Raw genomic sequence first — 14799 nt, 5'->3', positions numbered from 1 at the left:
GACCGCCCCCGGAAACTCCCAGGGGGCCGTTCCGGTCACGCCGGAACGGCCCCCCGAACCTCCCGGTCACGCCGGACCGTGGACCGCCCCGATCGCACCGGACGCCCCGGCCGCCTCCGACCGGCCGAACCGGTGCACCGCCACCGCCACCAGCACCAGCGCGGCCACCGACGGCCCCACCGCCGGCAGCAGCTGCGAGACCCCGCCGGACCCGCGCCAGATGTTGAACAGGCAGCCCGGCCCGGCCAGCACCAGCGCCGCCACCCCCGCCGCCGTCGGCGCCACCCGCCCGCGCAGCCCGGCGAAGGTCAGCAGCAGCGGGACGACCAGCATCACCACGAACCACACCAGGTCCAGCGGGAAGGTGGTGTCGTCCCAGCTCTGGGCCGCCTCCAGCAGCCCGCCCACGGCCCCCGAGGCCAGCACCAGGCCGGCCGCGCGCAGGCCCGGCCGGGGCAGCAGGTCCGTCGGCGCCGCCGCCAACAGCAGCGCGGCCAGCACCAGCGGCAGCGTGGCCATCGCGATGTAGCCGCTCCACCACAGGTCGAAGGAGGAGGACCAGACGGCGTCCGCCAGGTTGTAGAGCCCCACCGCCCCCAGGACCAGCGCGCTGCCCCGCACCGCCGTCCAGCGCCCCAGCAGCCCCGCCACCAGGAGCAGCACGGCGGCCACCGGCGGGCAGAACGACGAGAAGTAGGCGCCGTACGAGTCGTCCCAGGAGAGCAGGTTGGCGATCCGGTGCGCGGTGGTCAGCCAGGCCACCAGCGTGGCGCCGGCCACCGCCCCGGCGAGCATCGGCGCGACCACCGCCAGCAGCCGCCCGGCCGCCGTGGCGCCGGTCAGCCCGAGCCGCACCCGCAGCCCGTACACCGCCAGGCCGAGGACCTCCCGGGCGACCGCGAGCCGGCCGCCCGCCGCCGTCGTATCGGCGAACACCTCGGCCAGCTCCTCGCCGCGCTCGCGGCGGTACGTCTCCGGGTAGAGCTGGAGCGCGGCCCGCAGCACCATCGAGGGCCCGGCGCCGATCACCGGTGTGGTCATGAGAGGCCTCCCCCCGTCGCGGGCCGCCCCTGCGGCCCGGTCTTGCCCGGCAGCATCGACCGGAGCCTGGTCAGCCGGCGCTCGGCCTCGGTGGCGACCGCCCGCAGCCGCTCCGCCTCGGCGGCCAGCGCCTCGCGGCCGGCGGCGGTCAGCGCGTAGCTGCGCCGGGCCCGGCCGTCCACCACCTCCTCGGCGGCGACCTCGATCAGGCCCTGGCCCAGCAGCCGGTCGAGCGCCCCGTAGAGCGTGCCGGTGCGCATCTTGACCCGGCCGTCGGAGATCGCGGCGATCTCCTGGATGAGCGCGTAGCCGTGCCGCGGGGCGTCGGCCAGCGCGGTGAGCAGCAGCAGCGTGGGCTCCTGCATGGAGCGTTCTGTCATACGACTACATATATCGTCAACCTACCTATAGGTCCAGCGCCCACTCCCCCGGGTCCGGCACCCGACCGGGCCGCCACAATGGTCGCCATGCCGACCACCGAGGACGCCCCGCCCGCCGAGGAACCGCTCGCCGACGCGCCCGCCGAGGGCCCGCTCGCCGACCCGCCCACCGACGACCTGCTCACCGCCTGGACCGCCCTGCTGCACCGCTGCGGGGCCGCCGTCGACCCCGAGCCGTACGGCCGGGAGCTGCTGCGCCGCTGGTCGGAGCCGCAACGCCGCTACCACACCGCCGCGCACCTGCGCGCGGTGCTGGGCCTGGTCGACGAGCTGGCCGGGCACGCCGCCGACCCGGAGGCCGTCCGCCTCGCGGCCTGGTTCCACGACGCCGTCTACCGCCCCGACCGCACCGAGAACGAGGAGCGCAGCGCCGCCCTGGCCGTCCGCGCGCTGACCGCCGCCGGGCTGCCCGCCGAGCGGGTCGCCGAGGTCGAGCGCCTCGTGCTGCTCACCGTCGGCCACGACCCCGCCCCCGACGACCGTGACGGCGAGGTGCTCTGCGACGCGGACCTCGCCGTCCTCGGCGGCTCCCCCGGGGCGTACGCGGCGTACGCGGCCGCGGTCCGCGAGGAGTACGGCTTCGTCCCCGCGCCGGACTTCGCGGCCGGCCGGGCCGCCGTCCTGCGCCACCTGCTCGCTCTGCCGGACCTCTACCGCACCCCGGCCGCCCGCGAGCGCTTCACCGCGGCCGCCCGCGCCAACCTGACCTCGGAGCTCGACACCCTCTGAGGCCCGTCAGCCCCACCGCCCGCGCACCCGGTCCGCGGCGGCCACGCCCCCCGTCACGGCCAGGACCCGCCCGGCCACGGCCCACCACGCGTCGTGGCCGGCCCCCACCGCCTCCAGCACGGCCCACCACAGCCCGAGCCCGCAGCACCCGCCCGCCACACCCCACACCCAGCGCCTCATGCGCGCACCGTACCCACCCGCGCACCACCCCCGGAAGGCACCCCCGGCCCCGAGCCGGCCGGGCTAGGCGAGCTTCCCCACCGGCGCCACCACCGCGCCCTGCTTGCCGCACACCCAGTGCGGCTCCGGCCCCAGCTCGGGCTCCACGCTCAGCGCGTGCGGGTCCCCGTCGGCCGCGCACCCGGTGCACAGCGGCCAGCGCCCGTACGCCTCCAGCAGCGCGTCCTGGACGTCCTGGGCGACCAGCCCGAGCACGTACTCGGTGCCGTCCGGCCACTGCTCCAGCCACCAGCGGCGGTGCGTCACGGCCTGCTCCACCAGCGAGACGACGGCGGCGTCCGCCACGTCCCGCGCGGTGAGGTCGGCCAGGATCAGTGCCCGCGCGTTGTGCAGGGCGGTCTCGATGTCGTCGGAAGCCATCCGTCCATTCTCCGTCCACCGGCCCGAACGCCGAAACGCCCGGACGTCCGAACGCCCGGGCCCCGGAGCTTCCGGACGCCGAAACGCCGTGTGGGCGGCCCCCCGAAGGGAGCCGCCCACACGGACGAGGAACCAGCCGATCCGATCGGAGCGATCAGGATCAGAAGTCCATGTCACCGCCCGGCATGCCGCCGCCGGCGGCCGCGGCGGCCTTCTCCGGCTTGTCGGCGATGACGGCCTCGGTGGTGAGGAACAGCGCCGCGATGGAGGCGGCGTTCTGCAGCGCGGAGCGGGTCACCTTGGCCGGGTCGATGATGCCCTCGGCGATCAGGTCGACGTAGGTGTTGGTGGCCGCGTTCAGGCCGTGACCGGCGGGGAGGTTGCGCACCTTCTCCACCACGACGCCACCCTCCAGGCCGGCGTTGGTCGCGATCTGCTTGATCGGGGCCTCCAGCGCGACCTTGACGATGTTGGCACCGGTGGCCTCGTCGCCCTCCAGCTCCAGCTTGTCGAAGGCGACACCGGCCTGCAGCAGGGCGACGCCACCACCGGCGACGATGCCCTCCTCGACGGCGGCCTTGGCGTTGCGGACGGCGTCCTCGATGCGGTGCTTGCGCTCCTTGAGCTCCACCTCGGTGGCCGCGCCGGCCTTGATGACGGCCACGCCGCCGGCCAGCTTGGCGAGGCGCTCCTGGAGCTTCTCGCGGTCGTAGTCCGAGTCGCTGTTCTCGATCTCGGCGCGGATCTGGTTCACGCGGCCCGCGACCTGCTCGCTGTCGCCGCCACCGTCGACGATGGTGGTCTCGTCCTTGGTGATGACCACCTTGCGGGCGGTGCCCAGCAGGTCGATGCCGGCGTTCTCCAGCTTGAGGCCGACCTCCTCGGAGATCACGGTGCCACCGGTGAGGATGGCGATGTCGCCGAGCATGGCCTTGCGGCGGTCACCGAAGCCCGGGGCCTTGACGGCGACGGACTTGAAGGTGCCACGGATCTTGTTCACGACCAGGGTCGACAGGGCCTCGCCCTCGACGTCCTCGGCGATGATGACCAGCGGCTTGCCGCTCTGCATGACCTTCTCCAGCAGCGGGAGCAGGTCCTTGACCGAGCCGATCTTGGAGTTGGCGATGAGGATGTACGGGTCCTCGAACGTCGCCTCCATCCGCTCCAGGTCGGTGGCGAAGTAGGCGGAGATGTAGCCCTTGTCGAAGCGCATGCCCTCGGTGAGCTCGAGCTCCAGACCGAAGGTGTTGCTCTCCTCGACGGTGATGACGCCTTCCTTGCCGACCTTGTCCATGGCCTCGGCGATGAGCTCGCCGATCTGGGTGTCAGCGGCGGAGATGGAGGCGGTGGAGGCGATCTGCTCCTTGGTCTCCACGTCCTTGGCCTGGGCCAGCAGCTGGTCGGAGACGGCCGCGACGGCCTTCTCGATGCCGCGCTTCAGGGCCATCGGGTTGGCGCCGGCGGCGACGTTGCGCAGACCCTCGCGAACCAGGGCCTGGGCGAGCACGGTGGCGGTGGTGGTGCCGTCACCCGCGACGTCGTCCGTCTTCTTGGCGACCTCCTTGACGAGCTCCGCACCGATCTTCTCGTACGGGTCCTCGAGCTCGATCTCCTTGGCGATGGAGACACCGTCGTTGGTGATCGTGGGGGCGCCCCACTTCTTCTCCAGCACGACGTTGCGGCCCTTGGGGCCGAGCGTGACCTTCACGGCGTCGGCGAGCTGGTTCATGCCACGCTCAAGGCCGCGGCGAGCTTCCTCATCAAAGGCGATGATCTTGGCCATCTGAAGTGGTCCTCCGGGACACGGTCGACTGCTCGGACCAAGGGGTGCCCGCGACGGACGGCCCTGGTGTGCGGGGGTCCATTCCCCTACCGCTCCCGGGGGCCTCACCGACCCGGTCCGCTGTCACTCTCACGCTGTGAGTGCTAACGCCAATGATTAGCACTCCGGGTGGTCGAGTGCAAGCCCAATCGACGATCCGCGAGCCGTCGCCGGAGCCCCGGCGGAGCCGCGTCGGGGAACGCCGACGGGCCCGTACGACACGCGTCGCACGGGCCCGTCGAGAAGCGAGTGGTCACCAGCCGTAGGGCCGCGCCGAGCTCCTGGAGTCGGAAGGGGTCAGACCGCCGCGCGGACCATGTCCGCCTGCGGGCCCTTCTGTCCCTGGGAGATCTCGAACTCGACCCGCTGGCCCTCCTCGAGGGTGCGGTAGCCGTCCATCTGGATCGCGCTGTAGTGGACGAAGACGTCCGCACCACCGTCGACCGCGATGAAGCCGTAGCCCTTCTCCGCGTTGAACCACTTGACGGTGCCCTGAGCCATTCCGAACTCCCCTAGTGCTGTGCTGGCCCTTCACGTGCCCGCAGGTCGCGGGCCCGGATTGGTTGAAGGCCGGCCCGGGGAACCCCCCCTGGGCGCAGCCGTGCACGCCGCAACCATCCGCGCGGAACGCCGGGCGGCCTCCGGTGAGCGGGTGATTGCGTCGACCGCCGCTGAATGTATCCGGATCGACGCCCTCTGCAACAGGGCCAACCGCCGGTAATTCCGCCAAGGCGTCAAGGGACAGGACGGATCGAATCGGAATAATCTCGGCATTCCACGCCGGACATAGCGGACGAATTACTCAAATGCCCGCGCGAATTCTGACATCTGCCTGACATGTTTCACGGTCCGCCCCCGGCGGCCGGACGCCCCCGGGCCGAGCACTGCGGGGGCCGAAAGGGAAACCCTGTTCCCAGCCGAGCCACACTCTACTCCGACTCGACCCGGAAATATTCCCGCCGGAATGCGAGCGGTCGCCCGCGCATACGGAGAACGGATTTCCGTACGCGCGGGCGACCGCGGGTTCTGCTTTGTCGGCTCAGCAGCCGCCGGCCACCGCCGGGATGATCGAGACGCTGGCGCCGTCCTTGATCTCGGTCGCCAGACCCTCGGCGAAGCGCACGTCGTCGTCGTTCACGTAGACGTTCACGAAGCGGCGCAGCTTGCCCGTGTCGTCCAGGATGCGGGCCGCGATGCCCGCGTGGTTCTTCTCCAGGTCGGCGACGACCTCGGCCAGGGTGGCACCCTCGGCGGTCACCTCGGCGGCGCCGTCGGTGTAGGTGCGCAGGATGGTGGGGATGCGGACGGTGGCGCTCATGACTCTCCTAGCGGGGGCGGGGCCTATCGGGTGGTTCAGGCGGACACGAGGCCGGCGGCGCGGAACGAGTCCAGCGTCGGGCGGATGACGGCGGTCATCCCGGAATCGGAGACGGCGTCCAGGGTCTTCAGCCCGTCGCCGGTGTTGATCGCGACGGTCTCCTTGGCCGGGTCCAGCTGCCCGGTCTCGACCAGCTTCTTCAGCACGCCGACGGTCACCCCGCCCGCGGTCTCGGCGAAGATCCCCTCGGTCCGCGCCAGCAGCCGGATCGCCGCCACGACCTCGGCGTCCGTGACGTCCTCCACCGCGCCACCGGTACGGCGGGCGATGTCCAGCACGTACGGGCCGTCGGCCGGGTTGCCGATCGCCAGCGACTTGGCGATGGTGTCCGGCTTCACCGGCTTGATCACGTCCCGGCCGGCCTTGAACGCGGCCGACACCGGCGAGCAGCCCTCCGCCTGGGCGCCGAAGACCTTGTACGGCCGGTCCTCGACCAGGCCGAGCCTGATCAGCTCCTGGAGCCCCTTGTCGATCTTCGTCAGCTGCGAGCCCGAGGCGATCGGGATCACGATCTGCTCCGGCAGCCGCCAGCCGAGCTGCTCGCAGATCTCGTACGCCAGCGTCTTGGAGCCCTCGCCGTAGTACGGCCGCAGGTTCACGTTGACGAAGCCCCAGCCCTCGCCGGCCGGGTCGCCGATCAGCTCCGAGCAGAAGCGGTTCACGTCGTCGTAGTTGCCCTCGATGCCGACCAGCTCGCCGCCGTACACCCCGGCCATGACGACCTTGCCCTGCTCCAGGTCGTGCGGGATGAACACGCAGGACCGGAACCCGGCCCGGGCCGCCGCCGCACCCACCGCGCCGGCCAGGTTGCCGGTGGAGGAGCAGGACAGCGTGGTGTAGCCGAACGCCCGGGCCGCCTCGATCGCGCACGCGACCACCCGGTCCTTGAACGAGTGCGTCGGGTTCCCGGAGTCGTCCTTGACGTGCAGCTGGGCGGTGAAACCGAGCTCCCGGCCCAGGTTGTCCGCCTTCACCAGCGGGGTCCACCCCGGGTTCAGGTTCGGCTTGGACGCCACGTCGGCCGGCACCGGCAGCAGCGGCGCGTACCGCCAGATGGAGGCCGGACCGGCCTCGATCCGCTTGCGCAGCTCCTCGGCGCCCTCGCTGCCGAACTCGTAGGCGATCTCCAGCGGGCCGAAGCACTCCAGGCACGCGAAGCTGGGGCCGAGCGGGAAGCGGGTGCCGCACTCGCGACAGGACAGCGCGGCGGCCGGGCCGAGGTCGACGGAAACGGGTGCGGCAGTGTCGATAGCCATGATGGCGAGGCCTCTCTCCTCATCTTCCCCGTGGCGCGGTCGCGACACGGGACGGAATTGGCACCTGTCCCGCCGGGGCCTGTCGACAGACAGCCGCGCGAGAAGGTTGCCGGGACGTCAACGGGCCGTTCCCTCAGTCCCTCTGGATGAGCTTGTGAAATTGTGGTGGTGCTCAACGGAGACCCCGGCGTGCAAAGGTCCGACCGCTGTACGAAGACTGTATCCGAAGGCGTCAAACCTGAACGGGACCGTCCGCCAAGCGAGATGACCCGTCCCACCGACCTCGCCGAGGAGATCTCCGTGCCCGCCGAACCGACTCCCGCGCTCCTCCCGCAGGCGGCGTCCTGGCTGCGCCGCCGCTCCTGGAGCGCGGCCGACCGGCCGGTCCGCACCCTGCTCGACGCCAAGGAGCGCACCGGTCGCACGGTCAGCGTGGTCCTCCCCGCCCTGGACGAGGAGGCCACCGTCGGCGACATCGTCCGCACCATCCGCCGCGAGCTGATGGAACGCCTCCCGCTCGTCGACGAACTCGTCGTCGTCGACTCCGGCTCCACCGACGCCACCGCCGCCGTCGCCGCCGAGGCCGGCGCCCGGGTCGAGCACCGCGACGCCGTCCTGCCCCGGCTGCCCACCGTCCCCGGCAAGGGCGAGGTGCTCTGGCGCTCGCTGCTGGTCACCCACGGCGACATCGTCTGCTTCGTCGACGCCGACCTGCGCGAGTTCGACCCGGCCTTCGTCTCCGGCATCATCGGCCCGCTGCTCACCGACGAGTCCATCCAGCTGGTCAAGGCCATGTACGACCGCCCGCTGGAGTCGGAGGGCGCCGTCCTGCCAGCCGGCGGCGGCCGGGTCACCGAACTCGTCGCCCGCCCCCTGCTCAACCTCCACTGGCCGGAACTCGCCGGTTTCGTCCAGCCGCTCGGCGGCGAGTACGCGGCCCGCCGCTCACTGCTCGAACGGCTGCCCTTCCCCACCGGCTACGGCGTCGAACTCGGCCTGCTGGTCGACGCCCTGGAGCTGGCCGGCCTGGACGCCCTCGCCCAGGTGGACGTCGGCGTCCGGCACCACCGCCACCAGGACGGCCAGGCCCTCGGCCGGATGGCCGCCACCATCTACCGGACCGCCCTGGAACGCCTCGACCGCACCCACCGCCTCAAGGCCTCCGCCGACCTCGTCCACCCCCACCTCACCCAGTTCACCCGCGACCCGGAAACCCGCGCCTTCACCGCCCACACCCACCCGGTGACCGCCCTCGAACGCCCCCCGATCCACACCCTCCCCGAGTACGCCGCCCGCCATTAGGGCCTCTCTTTCGGATCATGCCAGGCGCGCGACGTGATCCGAAAGAGAGGCCCTGGGCCCTCTCTTCGACGGGCCGCACGGGTTTGCCACGCCGACCCCACGGCAACATGCCAACCATGGGCGATCTCACGACCAACCGTTCGAGCGTGACCGGCACCGCCCCCGTCCTGGTGGCGTCCAACCGGGGACCGGTGTCCTTCAGCACCGCCGACGACGGCACGCTGACCCTGCGCCGCGGCGGCGGCGGCCTGGTCTCCGGCCTCTCCGCCATCGACGACCCGAACGCCGTCTGGGTCTGCGCCGCCCTCGACGACTCCGACCGCAGGGCCGCCGCCGAGGCACCCCACGGCCGCCTCGACCTGGCCGGCCACGAGGTCGGCGGCCAGGCCGTACGGATGCTGGACATCGACCCGCTGACCTTCGCCCGCGCCTACAACGGCGTCGCCAACTCCACCCTCTGGTTCGTCCACCACCTGCTCTACGCGACCCCCACCGCCCCCTCCTTCGACGCCGCCTTCCGCACCGAGTGGGCCGCCTACCGGGCCTACAACGAGGCCTTCGCCGAAGCCCTCGCCGCCGAGGCCGCCCCGAACGCCGCCGTCCTCGTCCAGGACTACCACCTCTCCCTGGTCCCGGCCCTGCTCCGCGAAGCCCGCCCCGACCTGCGGATCGGCCACTTCTCGCACACCCCCTGGGCCCCGCCCGAGTACTACCGGATGCTGCCCGACGACGTCGCCCGGGCCGTCCTCACCGGCATCCTCGGCGCCGACCGGGCCGGCTTCCTGACCCAGCGCTGGGCCCGCGCCTTCGCCGCCTGCTGCGAGGACCTCCTCGGCGCGACCGTCGACCACGACGCGCTCACCGTCACCGTCGACGGCCGCACCACGCGCCTCGGCGTCCACGCCCTCGGCGCCGACGCCGACTTCCTGCGCGAGCGCGCCCACCGCCCCGACGTCGACGAACGCCTCGCCGCCCTCCGCGCGGCCGTCGGCGACCGCCGCACCATCGTCCGGGTCGACCGCACCGAGCTGAGCAAGAACATCGTCCGCGGCCTCCAGGCCTACCGGCACCTGCTCCGCACCCGCCCCGAGTGGCACGACCGGGTGGTGCACATCGCCTTCGCCTACCCGTCCCGCACCGACCTCGCCGAGTACCGCGCCTACACGGCCGCCGTCCAGCGGCTGGCCGAGGAGATCGACGCCGAGTTCGCCACCCCCGCCTGGCGGCCCCTGATCCTCCACGTCGACGACGACTTCCCGCGCTCCCTCGCCGCCTACCGGCTGGCCGACGTCGCCCTGGTCAACCCCATCCGCGACGGCATGAACCTGGTCGCCAAGGAGGTCCCGGTGGTCTCCGACCACGGCTGCGCCCTCGTCCTCTCCCGCGAGGCCGGCGCCCACGCCGAACTCAAGGACGACGCCCTCACCGTCAACCCCTACGACGTCATCGCCACCGCCGAGGCCCTCCACGCCGGCCTCACCATGAGCCCGGAGGAGCGCGCCGACCGCACCAAGCGCCTGGCGGCGGCGGCCACCGCGCTCCCCCCGCAGCAGTGGTTCCTGGACCAGCTCAACGCGCTGTGAGCGCGTCCGCCAAGGCCCCCAACAGCTCCACCACGCCCTCCGGCCCGGCGACCACCAGGTCCGCCCGGTCGGCCAGCTCCCGCACCGGCGCGTCCCCCACCGCACCGGCGCAGACCAGCACCCCGGCCACGCCCTCGCCGCGCAGCTCCTCCACCGCGGCGAAGGCCGCCACGTCCCCCAGGTCGTCCCCCGCGTAGAGCACCGACCGCGCCCCCCGCTCGCGCAGGAACCCGGTCAGCGCCGCCCCCTTGTCCACCCCCGGCGGCCGCAGCTCCAGCACCAGCCGCCCGGGCTCCACCACCAGCCCGTGCCCGGCCGCCAGCTCCCCCACCGGCGCCCGCAGCAGCTCCAACGCCTCCTCCGGCGCCGCCGTCCGCCGGGTGTGCACGGCCACCGACCGCCCCTTGTCCTCCACCCACGTCCCCTCGGGCGCCCCCACCCGCTCCAGCACCCCCGGCAGCACCGCCCGCACCCGCGCCACCCCCGGATGCACCTCCGGCGCCGAGAGCTCCCCGCCCTCCCACCGCTCGGCCCCGTAGTGCCCCAGCACCACCACCCCCGGCAGGTCCGCGAACCCCCCGTACTCCACCGCCACCCCGGCCGGCCGCCCCGTCACCACCACGACGCCCCCCACCACCGGCGCCAGCCGCCGCAACACCCCCACCACCCCCGGATGCGCCCGCGCCCGCCCCGGATCCGCCACGATCGGCGCCAGCGTCCCGTCGAAGTCCAACCCGATCACGGCATCCCCGGGCGCGCCCAGCACCGCCCGCACCCCGTCCCGCCCAACCCCGGTCCCCGGCACGAACATCTCTTCAAAGCCCATACCGAAGCCCTACCCCGGAGCCCCCCACTCCGCACCCCGGCCTCCCCGGAGCCCCCCACCTCCCCCACCAGGGCCACCTCCCCCACCCCCACCCACCCGCCCCTCCCCTCTAGCGAGAGGGACGCGCTGCGGGAGGGGGTGGCGCAGGGGGTGGCCGCGGAGAGGGGCGTGACGGGTGATTTTCAGACTGCCAACGGTCTGAACGCCCCACCTCCAGGGTTGGCAGTCTGAAAATCATCCAGCCCCCGGAGCGACCACCCCCGGAGCCGCCCCCGGCCCCCCCACCCTCCCGAGAGCCCGAACCCCCCCACCCGTCAACGGGCCCCCCGCCGAGCCTCCCGCACCCGCCGCAGCCGGTTCACCAGCACCGGCGCGTGCGCCAGCGCCTCCTCCTGGTCCAGCAGCGCGTTCAGCACCTGGTAGTACCGCGTCGGGGAGAGCCCCAGCTCCTCCCGGATCGTCCGCTCCTTGGCCCCCGCCGTCCGCCACTGCCGCCCCTCCAGCGCCAGCACCGCCCGGTCCCGCTCGCTCAGCTCGCCCACCGCCGACACCTCCGTCCACCGCTACGGAGTGTCATTCTCGCGCGCGACCCGGACACACACTGCTCGCCCCACCGCTCCCCGTGCCCGGCTACCGTCACCCCCATGACCACGCCGAGCTTCGCCCTGCACATCCCGACCGCCGACCTCGACCCCGACCCGCTCGACCCGTCCCAGATCGTCTCGGGCACCCCCGAGGTCACCGGCCGGGTGCTCTCCGAGTCCGCCGACGGCCGTCACCTGCGCGGTCTCTGGCAGATCACCCCCGGCGTGGTCACGGACGTCGAGGCGGACGAGATGTTCGTGGTGCTCAGCGGCCGGGCCACGATCGAGGTCGAGGGCGGCCCGACCCTGGAGGTCGGCCCGGGCGACTGCGCGGTGCTGCGCGAGGGCGACCGCACCACCTGGACGGTCCACGAGACCCTCCGCAAGGCCTACGCCATCACGCTGCCCTGAGCCCCGTCGGGGCCGGGGCGAACCACGCCCCGGCCCCGACGGCCTGCTACTTGCGGACCTTCACCGCTTCCTTCACCGCCGCGTCCTGCAGTCCTTCGAGCACCTGCTTCGGGTCCCCCGTCACGGCCTGCCCGATCCCGGCCTTGATCCGGTTGCTGACCTCGCCCCAGGCCGGGTCCCCGAACGGGTAGAAGCTCGCGTTGCTGAGCCCGACCGCGAACTGCTTGAGGTCCTCGTGCTTGGGGTCGGACGACATCTGGGCGAACGCGTCCTGGGTGACCGGCAGGAGGTTGTACTGCTCGTCGAACTTCAGCTGGTTGTCCTTGCCGTAGACGAACGCCAGGAACTTCTTGATCTCGTTCTTGTGCCCGTTCGCCTTCAGCGCCATCATCCAGTCCGCGACCCCGAGGCTCCCGGTCCGTCCGACGCCGTCCTTCTTCGGGATCGGCGCCGTGCCGAACTCGATCTTCCCGGCGGTCGCCATCCGCAGCAGGGTCGGGTGCCCGTTCAGCATCGCGACCTTCCCGGCGGCGAAGTCCTGGAACACCGGGGTGCGGTTCATCTTGCCCGGGTCCGGGTACGTCAGCCCGGTGGCCACCAGGTTGCTCTTCAGCCAGCCGAAGGTGGCCTGGTTCTGGGCGCTGTCGATGGTGTAGTTGCCGACGTCGTCGGAGATGCTGCCGCCGCCGCTCAGCGTCCACAGCATCGACTCGGCCGGTGCCTCCTCCGGCCCCAGCGGCAGCCCGTACGGGGTCACCCCCGGCACCTTGGCCTTGATCTTCTCGGCGTCCTGCCGCAGCTCGTTCCAGGTGGCCGGCGGCTGGGTGATCCCGGCCTGCCGGAAGACCGCCTTGTTGTAGAAGAGCACCCGCGAGGAGGAGACGAACGGGATCCCGTACTGCGTCCCGACCACCTGCCCGGCGTGCGCGAAGGTGTCCAGGAACCTGGCCTGGGTGTCCACCGAGAGCACGTCGGAGGCCGGGTACAGCCGGTCCGCCGCGACCTGGTCCGCGAAGCCGCCGGTCTGGAGCAGGTCCGGCGACTTGCCGGCGGCGATCATGTCCTCGACCTTCTTGCCGATCTCGGTCCAGCTGTCCACCTCGACGCTGACCCTGATCCCGGGGTTGGCCGCCTCGAAGTCCCTGGCGACCGCGTCCCAGTAGTGCTGGGAGCTGGTCTCGGGGCTCTCCCCGTAGTCGGCGGCGACCAGTCTGAGGGTGACCGGCCCGTCGTCCTGCCCGCCGCAGGCACTGACCGCGGTGAGGACCAGTGCTCCGGCCAGCGCACCGCCGAGCACACGGGTGGGAACGTGGACGCGCCTGTTCAACGCGGGTACCGCCTTCGGGGGGATGGAACGGGGGATGGAACGGGGGGTGAACGCAGCCGGAACGGGGGAATCCGGCAGGGGGACGCGCAACACTCCCAAACCCGTCGACCACCGGTCCACACCACCGCCCGGCGCCGCCCCAGTAGTTATCGAAGTGCTCGGCGTCATTGCACAATGCGCAACAAAACCCCCACTCACCCCGGTCCGCGCCCGCCCCGCACCCCGGCGCAAAGCCGCGCACACCCCCGCAGCTGCGACAAAGCTCACCCAGTATGGACCAGACCAATCCGACAACTGGACTAGACCTCTTCTACCCGCCCAAGGGAAACTGTCCTCCGTGAAGCACGTCATCGCACTCGATGTAGGCGGCACCGGCATGAAGGCCGCGCTGCTCGCCCAGGACGGCTCCGTGCTGTTCGAGGCACGCCGACCGACCGGGCGGGAGCACGGCACGGACGCCGTCGTCGCCGCCATCCTCGACTTCGCCACCGACCTGGCGGACGAGGGCCGCAGCCGTTTCGGCGTCGCCCCGCTCGCGGCCGGTGTCGCCGTCCCGGGCACGATCGACGAGAAGAACGGCATCGCGGTCTTCTCCGCCAACCTCGGCTGGCGCGAGCTCCCGCTGCGCAAGCTCCTCGGCGAGCGCCTGGCCGGACCGGACGGCGGCGCGATGCCGGTGGCCCTCGGCCACGACGTGCGCTCCGGCGGCCTGGCCGAGGGCCGGCTCGGAGCCGGCCGCGGCGTCGACCGCTTCCTGTTCATCGCCCTCGGCACCGGCATCGCCGGCGCCATCGGCATCGACGGCCGGATCGAGGCCGGCGCGCACGGCTACGGCGGCGAGATCGGCCACGTCGTGGTCCGCCCGGGCGGACCGCAGTGCGGCTGCGGCGCCCGCGGCTGCCTGGAGACGCTGGCCTCCGCCTCCGCCGTCTCCCGCGCCTGGGCCGAGACCAGCGGCGACCCCGACGCCGACGCGGCATCCTGCGCCGCCGCGGTGGACGCCGGGGACGACCGCGCCCTCGCGGTCTGGCAGCGCGCCATCGACGCCCTGGCGGACGGCATCGTGCTGGCCCAGAGCCTGCTCGACCCGTCCACCGTGATCGTCGGCGGCGGGCTGGCCGAGGCCGGCGACACGCTCTTCACTCCGCTGCGCGCGGCGGTCACCGGGCGACTGACCTTCCAGATGCCCCCGAAGGTCGTACCCGCCATGCTCAAAGACACCGCCGCGTCCCTGGGCGCGGGCCTGCTCGCCTGGGATCTGCTCTCCATGGAGGTGACCGCGTGACCACCGCGGACCGTGACCGTACTGCCCTGGCCGGTGCCCGGCTGGTCCTGCCCGGCGGCGTCGTCGAGGGCGACCGCCTCGCCGTCGAGGGCGAGCGCATCGCCGGCCTCGGCGGCGACTCCGAGCCCGGCGACCTCGACCTGACCGGGTACACCGTCGTCCCCGGCTTCGTCGACCTGCACGTCCACGGCGGCGGCGGTGCCTCGTACGCCTCC

The 14799-nt window shown here is 72.9% G+C and carries 16 protein-coding genes, 1 pseudogene and 1 riboswitch; of the genes and pseudogenes, 6 read left to right on the top strand and 11 right to left on the bottom strand.

Going from position 1 to position 14799, the window contains the following annotated elements:
- Positions 1-66: 66 nt before the first annotated feature.
- Both ACWDD9_RS25760 and ACWDD9_RS25755 read right to left on the bottom strand, forming a co-directional pair.
- The gene (locus ACWDD9_RS25760; RefSeq protein ID WP_449812781.1) at positions 67-1041 is read right to left on the bottom strand and encodes a hypothetical protein; all 975 of its coding nucleotides are present in this window, start codon (positions 1039-1041) and stop codon (positions 67-69) included.
- Positions 1038-1421: a PadR family transcriptional regulator gene (locus ACWDD9_RS25755; protein ID WP_449812780.1), complete on the bottom strand. Its 384-nt coding sequence runs from the start codon at positions 1419-1421 to the stop codon at positions 1038-1040. The genes ACWDD9_RS25760 and ACWDD9_RS25755 overlap by 4 nt, the downstream gene beginning before the upstream one ends.
- A 78-nt stretch (positions 1422-1499) precedes the next feature.
- Here ACWDD9_RS25755 and ACWDD9_RS25750 point away from each other — a divergent pair, with 78 nt between their 5' ends.
- Positions 1500-2210: an HD domain-containing protein gene (locus tag ACWDD9_RS25750; protein ID WP_449812779.1), complete on the top strand. Its 711-nt coding sequence runs from the start codon at positions 1500-1502 to the stop codon at positions 2208-2210.
- A gap of 6 nt (positions 2211-2216) precedes the next feature.
- Here the strand turns inward: ACWDD9_RS25750 and ACWDD9_RS25745 are convergent, their stop codons facing one another.
- The 6 genes from ACWDD9_RS25745 to thrC all read right to left on the bottom strand — a co-directional run bounded on the left by ACWDD9_RS25745 (position 2217) and on the right by thrC (position 7266).
- Positions 2217-2390, bottom strand: coding sequence for a hypothetical protein (locus tag ACWDD9_RS25745; protein ID WP_449812778.1), 174 nt, complete (start codon positions 2388-2390; stop codon positions 2217-2219).
- Between the two features lie 63 nt (positions 2391-2453).
- Entirely contained in the window at positions 2454-2810 is a 357-nt protein-coding gene (locus ACWDD9_RS25740; protein WP_049652339.1) for a hypothetical protein, read from the bottom strand.
- Between the two features lie 160 nt (positions 2811-2970).
- Positions 2971-4593, bottom strand: a complete 1623-nt coding sequence (groL, locus tag ACWDD9_RS25735; RefSeq protein WP_049652341.1) for a chaperonin GroEL — start codon at positions 4591-4593, stop codon at positions 2971-2973.
- 336 nt (positions 4594-4929) lie between these two features.
- Positions 4930-5133: a cold-shock protein gene (locus ACWDD9_RS25730; protein ID WP_030289665.1), complete on the bottom strand. Its 204-nt coding sequence runs from the start codon at positions 5131-5133 to the stop codon at positions 4930-4932.
- 538 nt (positions 5134-5671) lie between these two features.
- The gene (locus tag ACWDD9_RS25725) at positions 5672-5950 is read right to left on the bottom strand and encodes a MoaD/ThiS family protein (RefSeq protein ID WP_049652344.1); all 279 of its coding nucleotides are present in this window, start codon (positions 5948-5950) and stop codon (positions 5672-5674) included.
- A gap of 35 nt (positions 5951-5985) precedes the next feature.
- Complete coding sequence (gene thrC, locus ACWDD9_RS25720) at positions 5986-7266, bottom strand: threonine synthase (RefSeq protein ID WP_074005446.1); 1281 nt, start codon at positions 7264-7266, stop codon at positions 5986-5988.
- A 16-nt stretch (positions 7267-7282) separates the two neighbouring features.
- A riboswitch (SAM riboswitch) is annotated at positions 7283-7419 on the bottom strand.
- Positions 7420-7530: 111 nt separating this feature from the next.
- Between thrC and ACWDD9_RS25715 the strand changes: the two genes are divergently transcribed.
- Together ACWDD9_RS25715 and ACWDD9_RS25710 are read left to right on the top strand one after the other, a co-directional pair.
- Positions 7531-8568 carry a glucosyl-3-phosphoglycerate synthase gene (locus ACWDD9_RS25715; protein ID WP_449812777.1) on the top strand — a complete coding sequence of 346 codons (1038 nt, stop codon included), beginning with the start codon at positions 7531-7533 and terminating at the stop codon, positions 8566-8568.
- A 116-nt stretch (positions 8569-8684) separates the two neighbouring features.
- Positions 8685-10151, top strand: a complete 1467-nt coding sequence (locus ACWDD9_RS25710; protein ID WP_449812776.1) for an alpha,alpha-trehalose-phosphate synthase (UDP-forming) — start codon at positions 8685-8687, stop codon at positions 10149-10151.
- On the opposite strand, the gene otsB is transcribed toward ACWDD9_RS25710, so the two are convergent.
- Complete coding sequence (gene otsB, locus ACWDD9_RS25705; RefSeq protein WP_449812845.1) at positions 10138-10962, bottom strand: trehalose-phosphatase; 825 nt, start codon at positions 10960-10962, stop codon at positions 10138-10140. The two genes, ACWDD9_RS25710 and otsB, sit on opposite strands and share 14 nt — an antisense overlap.
- Positions 10963-11291: 329 nt before the next feature.
- A complete protein-coding gene (locus ACWDD9_RS25700) occupies positions 11292-11519 on the bottom strand; it encodes a DUF3263 domain-containing protein (RefSeq protein ID WP_449812775.1) in 228 nt (75 codons plus the stop codon).
- Between the two features lie 102 nt (positions 11520-11621).
- On the opposite strand from ACWDD9_RS25700, the gene ACWDD9_RS25695 reads away from it, so the two are divergent.
- Positions 11622-11972: a cupin domain-containing protein gene (locus tag ACWDD9_RS25695; RefSeq protein WP_049655188.1), complete on the top strand. Its 351-nt coding sequence runs from the start codon at positions 11622-11624 to the stop codon at positions 11970-11972.
- 46 nt (positions 11973-12018) lie between these two features.
- Here the strand turns inward: ACWDD9_RS25695 and ACWDD9_RS25690 are convergent, their stop codons facing one another.
- Positions 12019-13299 (bottom strand): extracellular solute-binding protein, encoded by a 1281-nt coding sequence (locus ACWDD9_RS25690; RefSeq protein ID WP_387977172.1) that lies wholly within the window; start codon positions 13297-13299, stop codon positions 12019-12021.
- Positions 13300-13636: 337 nt separating this feature from the next.
- Between ACWDD9_RS25690 and ACWDD9_RS25685 the strand changes: the two genes are divergently transcribed.
- A complete protein-coding gene (locus tag ACWDD9_RS25685) occupies positions 13637-14584 on the top strand; it encodes an ROK family protein (protein WP_449812774.1) in 948 nt (315 codons plus the stop codon).
- Positions 14581-14799, top strand: a pseudogene (locus tag ACWDD9_RS25680) (N-acetylglucosamine-6-phosphate deacetylase); the annotation flags it as partial. The gene ACWDD9_RS25685 and the pseudogene ACWDD9_RS25680, both read left to right, overlap by 4 nt.

Source organism: Kitasatospora sp. NPDC001119 (assembly GCF_053598475.1).
The sequence above is the reverse complement of the archived record's forward strand: the minus strand, read 5'-3'. Positions and strand labels throughout refer to the sequence as shown.